This window comes from Streptococcus sp. W151 (assembly GCF_053010205.1).
Genome location: NZ_JBRKNT010000001.1, coordinates 504,026 through 521,419 on the forward strand (window position 1 = coordinate 504,026; position 17,394 = coordinate 521,419).

A 17,394-nucleotide genomic window follows, 5' to 3' on the forward strand; every position below is an offset into this window, starting at 1 on the left:
AAAAAATGAAGCTTCGTGCTTCATTTTTTTATTTTAACTCCTTGATAATCTTCTTAGCTTCTTCGTTTGAAATTGCCCCTAGCTGCACATGACCAATCTTCCCTTGGCTATCAATGAAGACTTCTGTAGGAATGGAACGTACTTGATAGTTCGCAAAGGCAGAGCCATCTGGATTGTACAAGACCGGTACTGACTTGTAATCTTGTTGATCAAACCATTTGACGAATTCTTCCTCTGTTTTTTCACCTTGGAGTCCTGGTGCCATAATGGTCAGAATTTCAAAGTCTCTATCCTTTTCTTCAACCAATTTATTAAGTTCAGGCATGCTTTGACGACAAGGACCGCACCAGGTAGCCCAGAATTTCAAATAAACCTTTTTGCCTTTATAATCTGAAAGCTTAACTGTGTTCCCCTTCTTGTCTTTGAGTTCGAAGTCACTTGCTTCTTTTCCTACTAAGGGATGTTTACTTGAGGTTGTGTTGGTCATGGTTTGATTGCTCATATTGTTCATACCACTCTCACTTGATTGCTCCATCGAACAAGCAGACAGTAAAGCGATTGAGAGGATTGAAAAACACGTATATTTGATAAATTTCATAGGTATAATACCTCCATTTGATTTATGAAAAGATTGAAGACAAGCTATTTAATTGTCCCAAGAGTAATAGAATCCCCATAATAATGATGATGGCTCCACCGATTTTCTTCAGTAACAAGAGATGGGGTTTGAGACGATTGAAATAAGGCAATACAAGGCCTGATGCCAGTGCTAAGAGCAAGAATGGGATGGCCATCCCTAATGTATAGATAAAGAGATAGAGAGCACCCACGAGGGCATCTTGTCCATTGGATGCTGCTAATGCTAGAACCGATCCTAATACCGGGCCAATGCAAGGCGTCCAACCAAAACTAAAGCCAAGACCAAGAAGAAAGGCTGAAAACAACTCATTCTTCTGTTTGTTGGCTCCAAAATCTACTGATTTTTGCTTCTCAAGGAAATGAAAATGAAAGACTTCCATCTGATGAAGACCAAGGATAATGATCAGCGCTCCCATCACGTAGCGGAACCAGTTGGTATACATAACCTGCCCCAATAAGCCAGCTCCGAAACCTATGATAAGGAAAATAACAGAAATACCTGCGATAAAACACAAGGTCTTAACGATGCCATGCCAGCGTATCTTTTTCCCAAAAATCTGAACGGATTTTTCCTGATCACTTCCTAGCAAAACGCCGATGTAGACCGGGAGCAAAGGAAAGACACAGGGAGAGAAAAAGGAGAGAATCCCTGCCAGAAAGACAGTGAAAGAGAAAACGATTTGATTCATAAAATGCTCCGTATATTGATATGTTAGAAATAGTATAACATGCCCTTCCTTAAATTAAAAATTTCTGCTACGTTTTGGTTTTAAAGAATCCATTTCGTTACTAGTTTCAAAATCAAAAAAACTCTAAAGCACAAAACTTTAGAGTTTCTATCGTGACTTATTCTTCTGCAGTTTGTTTATTGGGTAATACAAACGATAAAAGAATCCCTATGACTACTGGCACCAACCATGGAAGAGATTGAGCTGCAAAAGGCAGTAACGCAATTCCCTTTTCTAATAGAGAAATTTTAAAGGTACTTGCTAGAACACTGGCAACAGAGACCAAGCTGGCAAAAAAAATCGTCAATTGCATCCCTGGTTTTGAAAGGGCCACAAATTTATTCACAATGACAATCAATACAATGGTAATGGTGATTGGGTAGAGGATCATCAAAACAGGCAATGAATAGGCAATAATGGCACTCAAGCCCAGATTTGCAATCGCAAAACCAATCAGAGTGAAGAAACTTGCATAGACCTTGTAAGAAATTTTAGGGAAAGTGTTATGGAAGAATTCCCCTGTCGATACGATCAAACCGGCTGTTGTGGTAAAGCAAGTCACCGTCACCATACCTGCAAGGAAAATTTGAGCAACTGAGCCAAAGATAGCCTTGGTTGCTTCTGAGAGGACATAAACACCCTTATTGGCATCGGAAGCCATCACTTCTGCTGGAATTGGGAAGTGATTTCCAAGATAACCCAATCCAATATACAAAATACTAAAGCCAATGGCTACAACGATGCCAACAATCCAGATCGTTTTAATGTATTCTTTTTTGCTGGTGAAACCAAGTTGATTAAGAGTAGTCACTGCGATGACACTAAAGGCTACTGAAGCAAGAGCATCCAAGGTATTGTACCCTTCAAGGAAACCTTGACCAAAGGCAGATGCTTGGTAGGCTTCTGTTGCCATTTGAGGCGCTTGTCCGCTGTACTTGAGAGCACCAAGGACAACGAGTACAACGATCAAGATAGCAAAGACAGGTGTTAAAATCCGACCTATACTATCTAAGATTTTAGAAGGATACAAGGCAATCAAATAGGCCAAACAGAAATAGATCAAGGTAAAAATGAAGAGACCAAGTCCTCCATTGGCATTTCCTAACAAGGGGGCAATCCCAACTTCGTAGGAAACGGTAGCCGTTCTTGGAATGGCAAAGAAGGGACCAATAGACAGATACAAGGCTACCAGATAAACGATGGCAAACCAAGGAGCAATTTTTCGTGAAATCTCATGGATATACCCTTTAGGATTGAGTGTCCCAATAATCAAGGTGATAATCGCAATCCCTACTCCTGATAAGACAAATCCAGCAATAGCTGGCCAAAAATGGCTACCCGACTGGGCACCTAGCGCAGGTGGAAAGATTAAATTCCCTGCGCCGAAGAAAATACCAAATAACAGCAAACCTGTTAAGGAACCTTTTCGTAACATGTGTTCTCCTTTACATTTGTCAATCTTTTCTAGTATAACAGCTTTTATCCACCACGGCAATTCTTTTTTTCTGAATCTATTGATTTTCTCAATTGGCAGTTAAGGCTTTTAACAATATTGAACGATTGTGTAGTTCATAAGCACCTTTTAGTCAATTGTGTTACAATTAAATTACTACTACATCTAGGAGTCATCATGTTGCTCTATCTATTCTGGTTGGTTCCAGCTACTATTTTTTTATTTTTCTTTATAAACGACCGCAGACGACTGATCAATGCTTACCTCTTTTCAATAAGTTTCGGCCTTTTCCTCCTAATTTCCGCCTTTCTACTAGTTGTTCGTACGGAGCTTTGGTTTAACCAAAAGGTTGCCATCATTATCTTTTCAGTACTTGCTATTCTTGTTTTACTCAGTATTATTTTCTCAACTGTTTTTCTTCTTTTTAACGGCCGTCAAATGATATCTTTTGAAGGAAAAAGGTTGGCTAATCTCCTCTCACTCCTATATGGGATCTTTATTATCGGCGCCTTGGCGCTTCATTTCCTTCCTTATTTCCCAGGGAAAGATCTCTTGATTTATCCAACAGACTTTGCCCTCTTTTACTCGACTTTTCTTTATCTATCTTATGTTTTATATGGGACTTTTTGCAATTACTTCCCCGTTCGTAAAGAGCCCCATGCTATCATCGTCCTTGGCTCCGGTCTAATTGAGGATAAAGTACCACCACTTTTGGCCCAGCGTCTAACTAAAGCAAAGACTATCTATGAGCAGTTCGAGGGACGACCGAAACTAATTGTTTCTGGTGGACAAGGTGCTGATGAGTTAACCTCAGAGGCGGAAGCTATGGCAAACTACCTGATGGAACAGGGTGTATCACAGGAAGACATTTTGATTGAGAATCGTTCTCGAACGACTTTTGAGAATCTGACCTTTAGCAAGGCTATTCTTGAAGATCAGGGACTAGGAAAGAGTGTCCTTGTGGTGACCAATTCCTTTCACGCTCTTCGAGCTGGTGTCTTTATGAGACGATTAAAAATCCCTGGACGCAGTGTCGGTTCAAAAACAGCTTTTTATTATCTCCCATCGGCTTGGATCCGTGAAACGGTTGGGCTAGTTTCTCTCTATTGGAAATGGCATGTTGCTTTCTTAGCTTTTCTGTTTCTTCCTTGGTTCTTTTCACAAATCATGAGTATCGTGAACTATTTCTTTATTTACTAACCAAAAAAGTTCTCTGCAAATTAGCTGAGAACTTTTTTATATCATGTCTAATGATCACTAAAGCGTCGGTATTCAATACGGAAATCAAAGTAATTCTCTGCCTGCAGTTTATGGAAGATGTCCCGATAAGCCTCCTCATCAAATTGATCGCCTCGATAGAGAATTTCAAAGCTAAGTCCGTCGTATTCTAAAAAGGCATTAGCAGTTTTAAATCCATTTCGCTTATAGAAATCCATCCGAGACTGACGTTGCTCTATATTGTCACATTCTTCATCTAAACGTTCCACTTCAAGAATCATGGTCCTTTGGTAAAATTCCACCAATTTTTCAATAATTTCTTGACCATATCCGTGGCTTCTTAAATGTGGCATAATGGCAAAGAAACTGACATAAAAAGCTTTCTGATTATAGATTGAAAAAGCAAATCCGACAAATTCTTCCTCGTTATAGAAAGCAAAGAAATTGGCATCGTCATTGTCCGTATAGCGTAAAAACTCTGATAAAGGAACCCGTTCTTCTTCTGGAAATGCTTCGATATTCAGCCTTTCCACCTTATCCAGATCTGGGAACGTTTCAGTGATTAATTGGCTCGTTAAACTCATAAGGCCTCCTATTCTGACACGATTATATCAAAAAATGTAAGGGGATTCAACTACCGATGCTTGTCGCTGGTTACTGAAGTTGGTATAATGGCACTATGAAAAGAATTCAACGTGTGGACCTCATAGATGGTCCTATTTTACCCACTCTTTTAAGTTTTGCCTTTCCTATTCTTTTATCCAATATCTTCCAACAACTCTACAATACCTCGGATGTCATGATTGTAGGACGATTTTTAGGTCAAAAATCATTGGCCGCCGTTGGGGCGACCTCTGCTATTTTTGATTTGATTGTTGGATTTGCTGTCGGTGTTGGAAATGGGATGGGCATCATTATCGCTAGAAATTATGGATCTAAAAATGATGACCAATTACGGAAATCTGTCGCAGCAACTGCTGTTATTGGCGGTGTCCTCAGTCTCTTCGTGATATCCATTGGTGTTGTGGGTCTTTATCCCCTTCTCCAGTTTTTAGGGACCCCATCAGCTATTATAGCTCAGTCCTATCTCTATATCTCCACCATTGTCAATGGTGTAGCTGTGACCTTTGCCTATAATCTTTGTGCCGGACTTCTTCGAGCAGTTGGCGATAGCTTAGCGGCACTCTACTTCTTGATTATCGCTGCCGTTCTCAATATTCTTCTTGATCTTTATTTTATTACCCAACTCCATCTCGGAGTCCAATCCGCTGGGATTGCGACCATTATTGCGCAAAGTTTTTCTGCCCTTCTTTGTTTCTTTTATATTCGCAAAAAAATGCCTTTCCTCCTGCCAAATCGCAACGATTTTGTTTGGGATCAAAGGCTCTATCAGGACTTAATCAGTCAGGGATTTACCATGGGGCTCATGTCTTCCATTGTCTCTATCGGAACAGTCATCTTACAATCAGCTATCAATAAGCTTGGAATGACCATCATTAGTGCTCAAATCTCAGCTCGGCGAATCATGTCCTTTGCCCTTCTGCCAATGGCTGCTATTTCCACTAGTATGACGACCTTTACCTCGCAAAACTTTGGCGCCAAACGATTTCGACGCATTCAAAAAGGGGTCAAACAGGCTTGTCTTCTCTCCTTCGTTTGGTCGATCATTGTTGCCATCCTCCTCTTCTTTATAAGCCCGTTCTTGACAAGCCTCATATCTGGATCAACCAATCCTAACCTGATCGCAAATGCCAGTCTCTATCTGCAAATCAGCTCCTGCTTCTATCCGGTCTTAGGATGCCTCTTGATTTTAGGGAATTCCCTCCAAGGTATCGGCCGAAAATTGACCCCTTTGGTTTCTAGCTTTATCGAGTTAACCGGAAAAATTCTCTTTGTACTTTTCATTATCCCTCATACAGGCTATATAGGAGTCATTCTTTGTGAGCCTCTCATTTGGGTTCCAATGACCCTTCAACTTTGGTTTACCTACCACAAAGCCAGTCATCAGCTTCTTGCATCATAACATTCGACGAGTACGTAATAAAATAACTTCTGCTCATTTGAACAGAAGTTATTTTTTGTCATCAGGCGTTTATTAGAACAAGCCGATCGCTGTTCCATCAGCAGCCACATCCATATTTAAAGCAGCTGGACGTTTTGGTAGACCAGGCATGGTCATTACATCCCCAGTCAAAGCGACAATAAAGCCTGCTCCCAATTTTGGAACCACTTCACGAATAGTAATTTCAAAGTTTTCCGGAGCTCCCAAGGCGTTTGGATTATCGGAGAAGCTATATTGTGTTTTGGCCATACAGATTGGCAACTTATCCCAACCATTTTTCACGATTTGGGCAATTTGTGTCTTAGCTTTCTTCTCAAAGTTTACCTTGCTACCACGGTAAATCTCCGTCACAATTTTTTCAATTTTTTCTTCTACAGAAAGGTTGTTATCATACAAACGTGTGTAGTTAGCTGGACTTGTTTCAATGGTCTTAACCAGTGTTTCAGCAAGGTCAACTCCACCGTCAGCACCATTCGCCCATACGCTCGCAAGCTCTACTGGTACCTCAATTTCAGCACACAATTCTTTCAAAGCAGCAATTTCTGCTTCTGTATCGGTGATAAATTCATTGATGGCAACTACCGCAGGAATGCCAAACTTACGAATATTTTCAACGTGACGTTTTAGGTTGGCAAAACCAGCACGAACAGCCTCTACATTTTCTTCAGTCAGAGCATCCTTGGTAACTCCACCATTCATCTTAAGAGCACGAAGTGTCGCTACGATCACTACTGCATCTGGAGAAGTAGGCAAGTTTGGAGTTTTAATATCGAGAAATTTTTCAGCACCAAGGTCAGCACCAAATCCTGCTTCTGTAATCGTATAGTCCGCTAAATGAAGAGCTGTCGTCGTTGCTAATACAGAGTTACATCCATGGGCAATATTGGCAAATGGACCACCGTGAACAAAGGCAGGAGTTCCATAGATGGTTTGTACCAAGTTTGGCTTAATCGCATCTTTAAGGATCAAGGCAAGAGCCCCTTCCACTTCTAAATCACGGACATAAACTGGACTGCGATCATAGCGGTAACCGATCACAATATTAGCCAAACGGCCTTTCAAATCTTCAATATCTGTCGCCAAGCAAAGGATGGCCATAATCTCAGAAGCAACTGTAATATCAAAACCGTCTTCACGCGGAATCCCATTCAAAGGACCACCAAGACCTACACTGACATGGCGCAAAGCACGGTCATTCAAATCCACTACACGCTTCCAGATAATGCGACGTTGGTCAATACCGAGCTCATTTCCTTGATGCAAATGATTGTCAATCAAAGCGGAAAGAGCATTATTAGCCGTTGTGATGGCATGCATATCCCCTGTGAAATGAAGGTTGATGTCTTCCATCGGTAACACTTGGGCATAACCACCTCCAGCAGCACCACCTTTAATCCCCATAACCGGTCCTAAAGAGGGTTCGCGAATGGCTATCATGGTTTTTTTACCGATTTTATTCAAAGCATCTGCCAATCCAATTGTAATGGTTGATTTCCCTTCTCCAGCAGGAGTTGGGTTGATCGCAGTGACTAAAATGAGTTTTCCTACTGGATTTTTCTCAACATCACGAATCTTATCAAAGCTCAATTTCGCCTTGTATTTTCCATACAATTCAAGATCATCGTCCTCCAAACCAATTTTCTTAACAACGTCCACAATTGGTTGGAGTTCAATGCTTTGAGCAATTTCGATATCTGTTTTCATAAGGGACTCCTTTATATTTGATAGAACTATTATACCTAAAATTCGCGAAAATGACATTGTTTTTCCATGTTTTGATTTCAACGTTCGCTTTTTATGTATATTTTATGGCTTGTCATAGCCTATTTGAATAGCTTCAGAACTTTACTTACGTATCTTTTTTGTGTAAAATAAGCATATGCATATTTTAATTACATCAGGCGGGACGAGTGAAGCCATTGATAGCGTTCGTTCAATCACCAACCATTCCACCGGGAGCCTAGGGAAAATCCTTACAGAAGCAGCTCTTGAAAAGGGACATCAGGTGACCTTGATCACAACGCCTACCGCGCTTAAACCCGATCCTCATCCTCACCTTCGACTTCTATTGATCGAGAATGTAGAGGAACTACATACAGAAATGCAGAAGGAAGTCCTTCATCATCAGACCTTGATTCACGCTATGGCTGTTTCAGACTATACACCTGTTTACATGACAGGCCTTGAGGAAGTTGAGAAATCTCAGGACCTCCATAGCTTTCTACATCGCGAAAATCACGAAACCAAAATCTCTTCGAAAGAAGAATACCAAGTGCTCTTTCTAAAGAAAAATCCTAAGATTATATCGCTCGTCAAAGAATGGAACCCTGCGATTCAACTGATTGGTTTTAAGCTATTAGTTGACGTTTCTTCTGAAGAGTTGATCCAGGTAGCGCATGAAAGCCTCGTTAAAAATCACGCCAGCATGATCGTTGCCAATGATCTGACCAAAATTCAGAATGGTCAGCATCAAGCCTATCTAGTGACAGATAATCACGTCCTAGAAGCTTCTACGAAAACAGAAATCGCAGAAGCTATCCTAAATCATTTACAATAAAAAGGTACATATGACACAAATTACTTTAGCTGTTACCGGTAGTATTTCCGCCTATAAAGCGGCTGATATTACCAGCCAACTAACCAAATTGGGGTTTGAGGTGAAGGTCCTCATGACTCCTGCAACCAGAAAATTTATCACCCCTTTAACTTTGCAAGTTCTTTCAAAGAATCAAGTAGGCCTTGATGTAATGATCGAAGACGATCCACAGAGGATCGAGCACATCTACATTGGAAAAGAAACAGACCTCTTTCTTGTAGCGCCAGCCAGTGCCAATACGATTGCTAAACTTGCCATGGGGCTAGCAGATAATATAGTGACAAGCACAGCTCTAGCCTTGCCTCAAGGAACAAAAAAATTACTAGCCCCCGCCATGAATACAAAAATGCTGGAACACCCAGCTACCCAACGAAATCTAAAACTCTTACAAGACTACGGCTATCAGATTATCCAACCTCGCCATGCTACTCTCGCTTGTGGCGATCAAGGGTCTGGAGCTCTAGCGACTGTAGAAACTATTGTAGAAACTGTTAAGGAGAATTGTTTATGAGAAAATCATCTTCTATTTCAAGAATTGCCATCTTTTTTGCGGTTATGATCACTATTCACTTTGTGACGTCCTTCATTCTGCAATTTGTTCCATCAGGCATTCAACCAACCTTGGTTCATATTCCTGTCGTGATCGCATCTATCATATACGGTCCTCGAACAGGAGCGATTCTAGGACTACTCATGGGACTCTTTAGTGTCACCATGAATACACTAGTTTTAACCCCAGCAAGTTATCTCTTTAGTCCTTTTGTCCCTCACGGAAATCTCTACTCCCTTCTCATCGCTTTAGTACCGCGTATTCTCATCGGGGTAACCCCTTACTTCATCTATCGATGGTTCCACAATCGTACAGGACTTATGGTAGCTGGGATGATCGGTTCTATGACGAACACTGTATTCGTTTTAAGTGGAATTTACTTCTTCTTTGGGAACAGCTTTGGAGGGGGAATTCAACATTTCCTTGGCTTGATTGTGTCTACTAACTCTCTTATCGAAGTCGTTGCGACAGTCCTCATTACCAGCGCAGTTGTTCCATCTCTTGAAAAATTAAAATAATCTTCCAAGTCAAGACAGATTCGTCTTGGCTTTTTTAATGGTTAAATGTTTATTATTTTTGAAAAGATTTACAATTATCGCTAGAATTTTCTGAAAAAATTTGCTATAATGTAAGCGATTAAATATATATCAAAAAGGAGACGCTTGCATGACTTATCAAGAAAACTACCAAAAATGGCTCGACTTTGCTGAATTACCAGCTTACCTTCGTGACGAGTTGGTCGCAATGGACGAAAAAACTAAAGAAGATGCCTTCTATACAAACTTGGAATTTGGTACAGCTGGTATGCGTGGTTTGATCGGTGCTGGTACCAACCGTATTAACATTTATGTGGTTCGCCAAGCAACTGAAGGATTGGCCCAATTGATCGAATCAAAAGGGGAAGAAGCTAAAAAACGTGGAGTTGCTATCGCTTACGATAGCCGTCACTTCTCTCCTGAGTTTGCTTTTGAATCTGCTCAAGTTTTGGCTGCCCATGGTATCAAATCTTATGTATTTGAAAGCCTTCGTCCAACACCTGAATTGTCATTTGCTGTTCGTCACCTCCACACATTTGCTGGGATCATGGTAACAGCTAGCCACAACCCTGCTCCATTTAATGGATACAAGGTATACGGTGAAGACGGTGGACAAATGCCACCTGCAGATGCGGATGCATTGACAGATTACATCCGTGCGATCGAAAATCCATTCACTGTTCAATTGGCTGATCTTGAAGAAGGCAAAGCTAACGGATTGATTGAAGTGATTGGTGAAAACGTCGACGCTGAATATTTGAAAGAAGTGAAAGGCGTTAACATCAACCAAGACTTGATCAATGAATACGGTCGCGACATGAAGATTGTCTACACTCCTCTTCATGGTACAGGTGAAATGTTGGCTCGTCGTGCTCTTGCACAAGCTGGATTTGAAGCAGTTCAAGTTGTTGAAGCTCAAGCTGTTCCAGATGCTGACTTCTCAACTGTTAAATCTCCAAACCCTGAAAACCAAGCTGCTTTTGCTCTTGCTGAAGAACTTGGCCGCAAAGTAGACGCTGATGTATTGGTTGCAACTGACCCAGATGCAGACCGCCTTGGTGTTGAAATCCGCCAACCAGACGGTTCTTACCTCAACCTTTCTGGTAACCAAATCGGAGCGATCATTGCTAAATATATTCTTGAAGCTCACAAAACAGCTGGTACTCTTCCTGAAAATGCTGCTCTTTGTAAATCCATTGTATCAACTGAATTGGTAACTAAGATTGCAGAAAGCTACGGCGCAACCATGTTTAACGTCTTGACTGGTTTCAAATTTATCGGTGAAAAAATTCATGAATTTGAAACACAACACAACCACACTTACATGCTTGGTTTTGAAGAAAGCTTCGGTTACCTCATCAAACCATTCGTACGTGACAAAGATGCTATCCAAGCCGTTCTTATCGTTGCTGAAATCGCAGCTTACTACCGCTCACGTGGTATGACTTTGGCAGACGGTATCGAAGAAATCTACAAACAATACGGCTACTTCGCAGAAAAGACTATCTCTGTTACCCTTTCAGGTGTGGATGGAGCTGCTGAAATCAAGAAAATCATGGATAAATTCCGTGGCAATGCTCCTAAGCAATTTAATAACACAGACATTGCTAAGACAGAAGACTTCTTGGAACAAACAGCTACTACTGCTGACGGCGTTGAAAAATTAACAACTCCTCCAAGTAACGTATTGAAATACATCTTGGCTGACGATTCATGGTTTGCTGTCCGTCCTTCAGGTACCGAACCAAAAATCAAATTCTACATTGCTACAGTTGGTGAATCTGAAGCAGATGCTAAAGAAAAAATTGCTAATATCGAAGCAGAAATCAATGCTTTTGTAGGCTAAAACATGAAAAGTTCCTCAACGGAGCTTTTCTCTTTCTTTCGTAGCAAATACCAGCGATTTTTTAGAAAATATGGCATACTAGATTTAGAAGAAAGCGAGGTAATCTCATGGAACAATTTTTAGAAGATATTAAAGATCTTGAAGTCACAACTGTTGCGCGTGCGCAAGAAGCGATCGATCAAAAAGAAACAGCAACCTTCTTTATCGGACGCAAGACTTGCCCTTACTGCCGGAAGTTTGCTAGTAAGTTAGCAACTGTCGTAGATGAAACAAAAGCTCATATCTACTTCATTAATAGTGAAGAACCAAGTCAACTTGATGCTTTACAAGCCTTCCGCTCAACTTACGGTATTCCAACTGTCCCTGGATTTTTACATGTTGAATCCGACGAAGTCACTGTTCGTTGCGACTCATCCATGTCTGAAGAAGAAATTAAAGCATTCGCTCATCTATAAAAAATTAGCTAGAGATCATACTCTAGCTAATTTTCGTTTTCCGTAAACGTCGTCCAAATCTTTTGCTGGGGTTTGGCAAAAGGATATTTCGAAAATTCTTCTGGTGTTAACCAAACAGTCGATTCACTTGATTCTTGCTCTCCTTCTTTTACCAGACCATATCGAATCTGAATCTGCCACTTGCGATGTGAAAAGATATGCTGGACGATAGGATAAGACCGGTCCTGCCAATCAATGGCCAAATCATAGTCCTGTTCAAAGGAAAGAATTTCTGGGTTGTCTACTGTATGCCCCTGCCCATCCAGTAGAGACAATTGCCCTAGGTTCTCCGATAGGCTATCCACTTCAATCAAAGGAAAATGCCAAAAGCCTGACAATAGTCCTTCTCGCTCATTTTTCTCCAGCAAGTAACGTCCTTGGTTATCCTTTACAATAAATGCTGTTAAATAAACTGGCACTGGTTTCTTCTTAGGAGCCTTGATGGGATAACGATCCATGGTTCCATTCTGATAAGCCGCACTAAATTCCTTAACAGGACTCTCTTCTGGTCGTGGATTGACTGGGGATTCAATATCTGACCCCAAATCCATCAAGGCTTGATTGAAGTCACCAGGACGGTCCGGATCAATCAAGACTTCCATCATGGCTTGAAAAATTTTTCGATTGGTCGGAACTCCGATATCGTAGTCCACCTCAAACAAGCGGGCTAGAACCCGCATGACATTCCCATCCACTGCTGGCTCCGGCAAACCAAAGGCAATACTGGCTATGGCACCGGCTGTATAAGGCCCAATCCCCTTCAGTTTAGATATTTCCTCATAACTTGATGGAAACACTCCTTCGTGGTTCTCCATCATCTGCTGAGCAGCTTTCTGCATGTTGCGAACTCGAGAGTAATAGCCCAAACCTTCCCAGGCTTTTAGGAGCCTTTCTTCTGGCGCATTAGCCAATTCCTCAATCGTCGGAAACCAGTCAAGAAAACGCTCATAATAAGGAATGACCGTATCGACACGTGTCTGCTGGAGCATAATCTCTGAGATCCAAATTTTATAAGGATCCTGTGTCCTTCTCCAGGGGAGATCCCGTTTATTGGCATCATACCAGGCTAATAACCTTTCTCGGAAGGAAGCAATTTTTTCCTCCTCCCACATGGTAATCCCGTAATCTTTTAAATCCATCATATTCCTAGTATACCACAGAATGGAGTAGAGGTAAGAAATTCTGATTTGCACATAAAAAACTCAGGAAATTCCTGAGTCAAGTCGTTTTTTACTGTTCTACTGCTTGAGCTGCTGTGATCAAAGTCAAATTATAAACGTCCTCTGCATTACATCCACGAGAGAGATCGTTCACTGGTTTGTTCAACCCTTGCAAGACAGGACCTACTGCTGCAAAGCCACCCAAACGTTCAGCCATCTTGTATCCAATGTTACCTGCCTCAATACCAGGGAAGATAAAGACATTGGCTTGTCCTGCCACCTTGCTTCCTGGAGCCTTCAAGGCTGCAGTTGCTGGGACAAAGGCTGCGTCAAATTGCAATTCCCCGTCAATTTCAAGGTCTGGACGAAGTTCATGAGCAAGCTTAGTCGCTTCAACAACCTTATCAACACTTTCTCCAAAACCAGAGCCTTTGGTTGAATAGCTCAACATGGCAATTTTTGGATCAATGCCAAACATCTTAGCTGTGATAGCAGAGTTGATGGCGATTTCAGCTAAGCCTTCAGCATCTGGATTAATGTTGATGGCACAATCCCCGAACAAGTAGCGTTCGGATCCACGTACCATAAGGAAGGCACCAGAAGTCCGTTTGACATTTGGACGAGTCTTGATAATTTGAAGAGCTGGACGAACGGTTGCAGCTGTTGAGTGAATCGCACCTGATACCATCCCATCAACAATTCCCATGTGAACCAACATGACACCAAAATAGTTAACGTCGTCTTTCAAGACTTGACGCGCTTCTTCTTCTGTCATTTTGCCCTTACGACGTTCTACCAAGGAAGCTACCATCTCTTCAAAACCTGGATAAGAATGCGGATCAATAACTTCATATCCATCCAAAACCCCTTCAATTTCAAGGTAAATCCGAATTTTATCGGGATTACCAAGCAAGACAGGGGTTACTTCTGTCTCCTTCACAAGGCGTTTGGTCGCTTGGAGAATACGAGGTTCTTCACCTTCTGGTAATACAATACGTGCATTCTTACCAACGAGGTTGGCTTTGAGATTTTCGAAAACTTCCATGAGTTTTACTCCTTTTAATAATTAATAACTGGTTTGAAGCTGTGTTAGAACAGCTTGGAAATCTGGAGGCAGTGGGCTTTCTATGACCAATTCTTCCTCTAGAAATGGATGATAATAGGATAGACGATGGCAATGGAGGGCCTGGCGCTCAATGCCATCGTCTAGACTTCCGCCATAGAGATCATCTCCCAAAAGCGGAAAACCAATATGGGAAAAATGAACGCGGATCTGATGGGTTCGACCTGTGTGTAACTGAATATCCACTAGGTGAATATCACCAAAAGATTGAACAACCTGGTAGCTAGTATGAGCATACTTGCCTCCCTTTGCTACCTTTCGAGTAATGATCGACTCTTCATCACGCGCAATCGGGGCAATGATCTCTCCAGCAGGGTCTAACTGACCTTCTCCCTTAACAAAGGCATAATAGCGTTTCTGAATCGTTTTAGATTGCAATTGCTTGTCCAAGCGAGCATGGGCATAACCATGTTTTGCAAAAAGCATAACGCCACTAGTATCCTTGTCCAAACGAGTAACAATGTGAACCTGCTGATTCTCATATCCCTGCTTCACATAATAGCCTTTTACAAAATTTGCTAAGGTATTAGAATGAATCGCACTTGGAATCGAGGCAATGCCAAAGGGTTTGTTTAAGACCAAAAAATGATCATCTTCAAACAAAATATCCAAGGGCCGATCCATGGGTTTTAGGGTTTCGAACCCTTCTTCTGCTGGAATGTCTATGACCAAGTGATCCCCAATATCCAACAAATAAACTGCATTCTCCGGACGTCCATTGACAAGGATCTGGCCACCACGAAACTTGATCTTTGCTAAGAGGCCCTTAGAAACCTCATGCTTTTTCAAGAAGGTCTTAACCTTGACATGCTCATCGACAATGAATTCAAATCTCATTCCCTATCATCTCCGATAAAGGCATCCTTGACCCGATTCCAGAAGCTAGTATGACTAGAACTAGCCACAAAATTGATCTTATGGTTGTCAATCTGGTACTCCACCTTTGCAATGTTGCGGTAAGAATAGGTTGAATTGTCGACAGAGATAATGTGGAAGCCAGGTCTCGTCGGTGTAATCTCGATCTTATCCTTTTTAGGGACAATGACAGAAGAACCCAAGGTACGATAAACACGGTTGTTGAGACTAGCAATTTCAGCAATCTGCAACGCCTCAATAGTTGGGTGAAGGACTGCTCCTCCCAAGGATTTGTTGTAAGCCGTACTTCCTGTAGGAGTCGAAACAGTAATGCCGTCTCCTCTGAAGCGCTCAAAATCAACTCCATTAATCGTGAGATCAGCAACCATGGTCCGGTCGCTTCTCTTAATCGTCGCTTCGTTTAAAGCTCTCATGGTACGGTTTTCTCCATTGTCGAAAGTGATCTTGACATTCAAAATAGGGTAAGAAACCTTAGCTCCTGTATCATATTTTAAGTTCTCAACGAGCTTATCGATTTCACTGTCTAAGTAATCTGTATAAAATCCTAAGTGTCCGGTATGGACGCCAACAAAGCGAACCCGATCCAACTGGTGTTCATACTTGTGAAAGGCCGATAGCAACATCCCATCTCCACCAATTGAAATCACAATATCCGGATGCTTCTCCGTCAAAATAAAATTATTTTTCCTAAGCTTATAGCGCAACTGCTGAAAAACCTCTTCACTTTGACGCTTGCGATTGCGAATAATGGATACTTTTTTACCTGTAGTCTTCATCTGTGTCATCACTATTTCCAACGCCATCATTTAACTTACGATGAAGTGGATCAAACAGGGCTTGAGCCTCCTGAATCGCATCCCGAATCGCTCCCATCTCTTCATCCAAGAGATAGGCCAGGTTTGCAGTCGTCTCTAAGCGTTTTTTGATCTCGTCTGGAAAGTCTCCTTTATATTTATAATTGAGCGAGTGTTCAATCGTTGCCCAAAAATTCATGGACAAGGTCCGAATTTGAATCTCTGCTAAGATTGTTTCATTTCCATCAATGGTGTCGACTGGATACTCCACCACAACGTGGTAACTCCGGTAGCCACTTGATTTCTTGTGGCGAATGTAATCTCGCTCTTGGACCACGCGCATATCCTGCCGTTGTCTCAGAACCTCTAAGATCTCTTCGACGTCGTCTACGAACTGGACCATGATGCGAAGACCAGCAATATCTTGCATATCCTGTGCCAGATTTTCTTCAGAAATATTTCTTCGGATCATCTTTTCTCGGATGCTCTCAATCGGCTTAACACGACCTGTCACAAACTCGATTGGAGAATGCTTTTGTTGCTTACGATATTGCTTTCGAATCCCACGCAGTTTGATTTTTAATTCGCCAACTGCTTGGATATAAGGATCTAAGAAGTTTTCCCAATCAATTGTCATCCTACCACCTTGTAATCTGAACCATTTTTGTATACAATAAACACATCTCTTATTATATCATGAATCGCTTTCGAAAAAAAGCAAAGGACCATAAAATGAACCATTTAGAAATTGAATACAAAACCTTGCTAGACAAGGAGGAATACCAATCCCTCCTTTCACTTTTTGCTGATACAGAATTGGTTGTCCAAACCAATCACTATATCGATACACCCGACCAGCTCATCCGCAAGGAAAAAATGGCCTTACGGGTGCGCACTTTCACAGATCAAGCGGAATTGACTCTCAAAGTTCCTGAAACAGTTGGCCATTTCGAGTACAATCAAGCACTCAGCCCAGAAGAAACCAAGGAGATTCTTCAACACCAAGAGTTTCCTGATGGAGAAATCAAAAACCTCTTGGAGTCAAAAGGAATCCCCGTTGAACAACTTGCTGTCTGGGGAAGCCTGACAACAGAACGATTCGAAAAAGAAACAGCTGCAGGCTTGGTGGCACTCGACCACAGTCTCTATCTAGACACTGAAGATTATGAGTTGGAAATTGAGGTGGAAACTGCTGAACAGGAAGAAAATTTTCATCAGTTCATTTCAGACCATGGAATCGTCTACAAAGCAGCAAAAAATAAAATCGCTAGATTAGCGCAAAGATTGTAAAATAGCTGAAATTATCGCAAATTTTTGCT

Annotated in this window: 18 protein-coding genes; 8 read left to right on the forward strand and 10 right to left on the reverse strand. The window is 41.5% G+C overall.

The window, feature by feature from the left end:
• Positions 1 to 28 precede the first annotated feature (28 nt).
• From ACVC7Q_RS02350 to brnQ, 3 genes are all read right to left on the reverse strand, one after another.
• On the reverse strand, positions 29 to 598 hold the full coding sequence (locus tag ACVC7Q_RS02350; protein ID WP_447264692.1) for a TlpA family protein disulfide reductase: 570 nt from the start codon (positions 596 to 598) through the stop codon (positions 29 to 31).
• A 22-nt stretch (positions 599 to 620) separates the two neighbouring features.
• The gene (gene ccdA2, locus ACVC7Q_RS02355) at positions 621 to 1,328 is read right to left on the reverse strand and encodes a thiol-disulfide oxidoreductase-associated membrane protein CcdA2 (protein WP_049497920.1); all 708 of its coding nucleotides are present in this window, start codon (positions 1,326 to 1,328) and stop codon (positions 621 to 623) included.
• Positions 1,329 to 1,485: 157 nt separating this feature from the next.
• Positions 1,486 to 2,802, reverse strand: coding sequence for a branched-chain amino acid transport system II carrier protein (gene brnQ / locus ACVC7Q_RS02360; RefSeq protein WP_447264693.1), 1,317 nt, complete (start codon positions 2,800 to 2,802; stop codon positions 1,486 to 1,488).
• 195 nt (positions 2,803 to 2,997) lie between these two features.
• On the opposite strand from brnQ, the gene ACVC7Q_RS02365 reads away from it, so the two are divergent.
• Positions 2,998 to 4,020 carry a YdcF family protein gene (locus tag ACVC7Q_RS02365; protein ID WP_447264694.1) on the forward strand — a complete coding sequence of 341 codons (1,023 nt, stop codon included), beginning with the start codon at positions 2,998 to 3,000 and terminating at the stop codon, positions 4,018 to 4,020.
• Positions 4,021 to 4,067: 47 nt separating this feature from the next.
• Here ACVC7Q_RS02365 and ACVC7Q_RS02370 read toward each other — a convergent pair whose 3' ends face one another.
• Positions 4,068 to 4,622, reverse strand: a complete 555-nt coding sequence (locus tag ACVC7Q_RS02370; protein WP_049497917.1) for a GNAT family N-acetyltransferase — start codon at positions 4,620 to 4,622, stop codon at positions 4,068 to 4,070.
• Between the two features lie 95 nt (positions 4,623 to 4,717).
• Between ACVC7Q_RS02370 and ACVC7Q_RS02375 the strand changes: the two genes are divergently transcribed.
• Positions 4,718 to 6,061 (forward strand): MATE family efflux transporter, encoded by a 1,344-nt coding sequence (locus ACVC7Q_RS02375; protein ID WP_447264695.1) that lies wholly within the window; start codon positions 4,718 to 4,720, stop codon positions 6,059 to 6,061.
• Between the two features lie 72 nt (positions 6,062 to 6,133).
• Here ACVC7Q_RS02375 and ACVC7Q_RS02380 read toward each other — a convergent pair whose 3' ends face one another.
• Positions 6,134 to 7,804 (reverse strand): formate--tetrahydrofolate ligase, encoded by a 1,671-nt coding sequence (locus ACVC7Q_RS02380; RefSeq protein ID WP_447264696.1) that lies wholly within the window; start codon positions 7,802 to 7,804, stop codon positions 6,134 to 6,136.
• A 175-nt stretch (positions 7,805 to 7,979) separates the two neighbouring features.
• Here ACVC7Q_RS02380 and ACVC7Q_RS02385 point away from each other — a divergent pair, with 175 nt between their 5' ends.
• The 5 genes from ACVC7Q_RS02385 to ACVC7Q_RS02405 all read left to right on the forward strand — a co-directional run bounded on the left by ACVC7Q_RS02385 (position 7,980) and on the right by ACVC7Q_RS02405 (position 12,083).
• Positions 7,980 to 8,657 (forward strand): phosphopantothenate--cysteine ligase, encoded by a 678-nt coding sequence (locus tag ACVC7Q_RS02385; RefSeq protein ID WP_447264697.1) that lies wholly within the window; start codon positions 7,980 to 7,982, stop codon positions 8,655 to 8,657.
• A 10-nt stretch (positions 8,658 to 8,667) separates the two neighbouring features.
• A complete protein-coding gene (gene coaC, locus ACVC7Q_RS02390) occupies positions 8,668 to 9,207 on the forward strand; it encodes a phosphopantothenoylcysteine decarboxylase (protein WP_447264698.1) in 540 nt (179 codons plus the stop codon).
• Positions 9,204 to 9,764, forward strand: coding sequence for an ECF transporter S component (locus ACVC7Q_RS02395; RefSeq protein ID WP_447264699.1), 561 nt, complete (start codon positions 9,204 to 9,206; stop codon positions 9,762 to 9,764). The genes coaC and ACVC7Q_RS02395 overlap by 4 nt, the downstream gene beginning before the upstream one ends.
• 148 nt (positions 9,765 to 9,912) lie before the next feature.
• A complete protein-coding gene (locus ACVC7Q_RS02400) occupies positions 9,913 to 11,628 on the forward strand; it encodes a phospho-sugar mutase (RefSeq protein WP_447264700.1) in 1,716 nt (571 codons plus the stop codon).
• A 107-nt stretch (positions 11,629 to 11,735) separates the two neighbouring features.
• Complete coding sequence (locus tag ACVC7Q_RS02405) at positions 11,736 to 12,083, forward strand: thioredoxin (protein WP_371585059.1); 348 nt, start codon at positions 11,736 to 11,738, stop codon at positions 12,081 to 12,083.
• Positions 12,084 to 12,109: 26 nt separating this feature from the next.
• Here ACVC7Q_RS02405 and mutY read toward each other — a convergent pair whose 3' ends face one another.
• The 5 genes from mutY to ACVC7Q_RS02430 all read right to left on the reverse strand — a co-directional run bounded on the left by mutY (position 12,110) and on the right by ACVC7Q_RS02430 (position 16,712).
• Entirely contained in the window at positions 12,110 to 13,264 is a 1,155-nt protein-coding gene (mutY, locus tag ACVC7Q_RS02410) for an A/G-specific adenine glycosylase (RefSeq protein ID WP_447264701.1), read from the reverse strand.
• A gap of 88 nt (positions 13,265 to 13,352) precedes the next feature.
• Positions 13,353 to 14,327 (reverse strand): phosphate acetyltransferase, encoded by a 975-nt coding sequence (gene pta / locus ACVC7Q_RS02415; RefSeq protein WP_447264702.1) that lies wholly within the window; start codon positions 14,325 to 14,327, stop codon positions 13,353 to 13,355.
• A gap of 21 nt (positions 14,328 to 14,348) precedes the next feature.
• The gene (locus ACVC7Q_RS02420) at positions 14,349 to 15,242 is read right to left on the reverse strand and encodes an RluA family pseudouridine synthase (protein ID WP_447264703.1); all 894 of its coding nucleotides are present in this window, start codon (positions 15,240 to 15,242) and stop codon (positions 14,349 to 14,351) included.
• Positions 15,239 to 16,057, reverse strand: coding sequence for an NAD kinase (locus ACVC7Q_RS02425; protein WP_447265032.1), 819 nt, complete (start codon positions 16,055 to 16,057; stop codon positions 15,239 to 15,241). Before ACVC7Q_RS02425 ends, ACVC7Q_RS02420 begins: the two co-directional genes overlap by 4 nt.
• Entirely contained in the window at positions 16,041 to 16,712 is a 672-nt protein-coding gene (locus ACVC7Q_RS02430; protein ID WP_155169182.1) for a GTP pyrophosphokinase, read from the reverse strand. The genes ACVC7Q_RS02425 and ACVC7Q_RS02430 overlap by 17 nt, the downstream gene beginning before the upstream one ends.
• Before the next feature lie 95 nt (positions 16,713 to 16,807).
• Here ACVC7Q_RS02430 and ACVC7Q_RS02435 point away from each other — a divergent pair, with 95 nt between their 5' ends.
• The gene (locus ACVC7Q_RS02435; RefSeq protein ID WP_447264704.1) at positions 16,808 to 17,365 is read left to right on the forward strand and encodes a CYTH domain-containing protein; all 558 of its coding nucleotides are present in this window, start codon (positions 16,808 to 16,810) and stop codon (positions 17,363 to 17,365) included.
• Positions 17,366 to 17,394 lie beyond the last annotated feature (29 nt).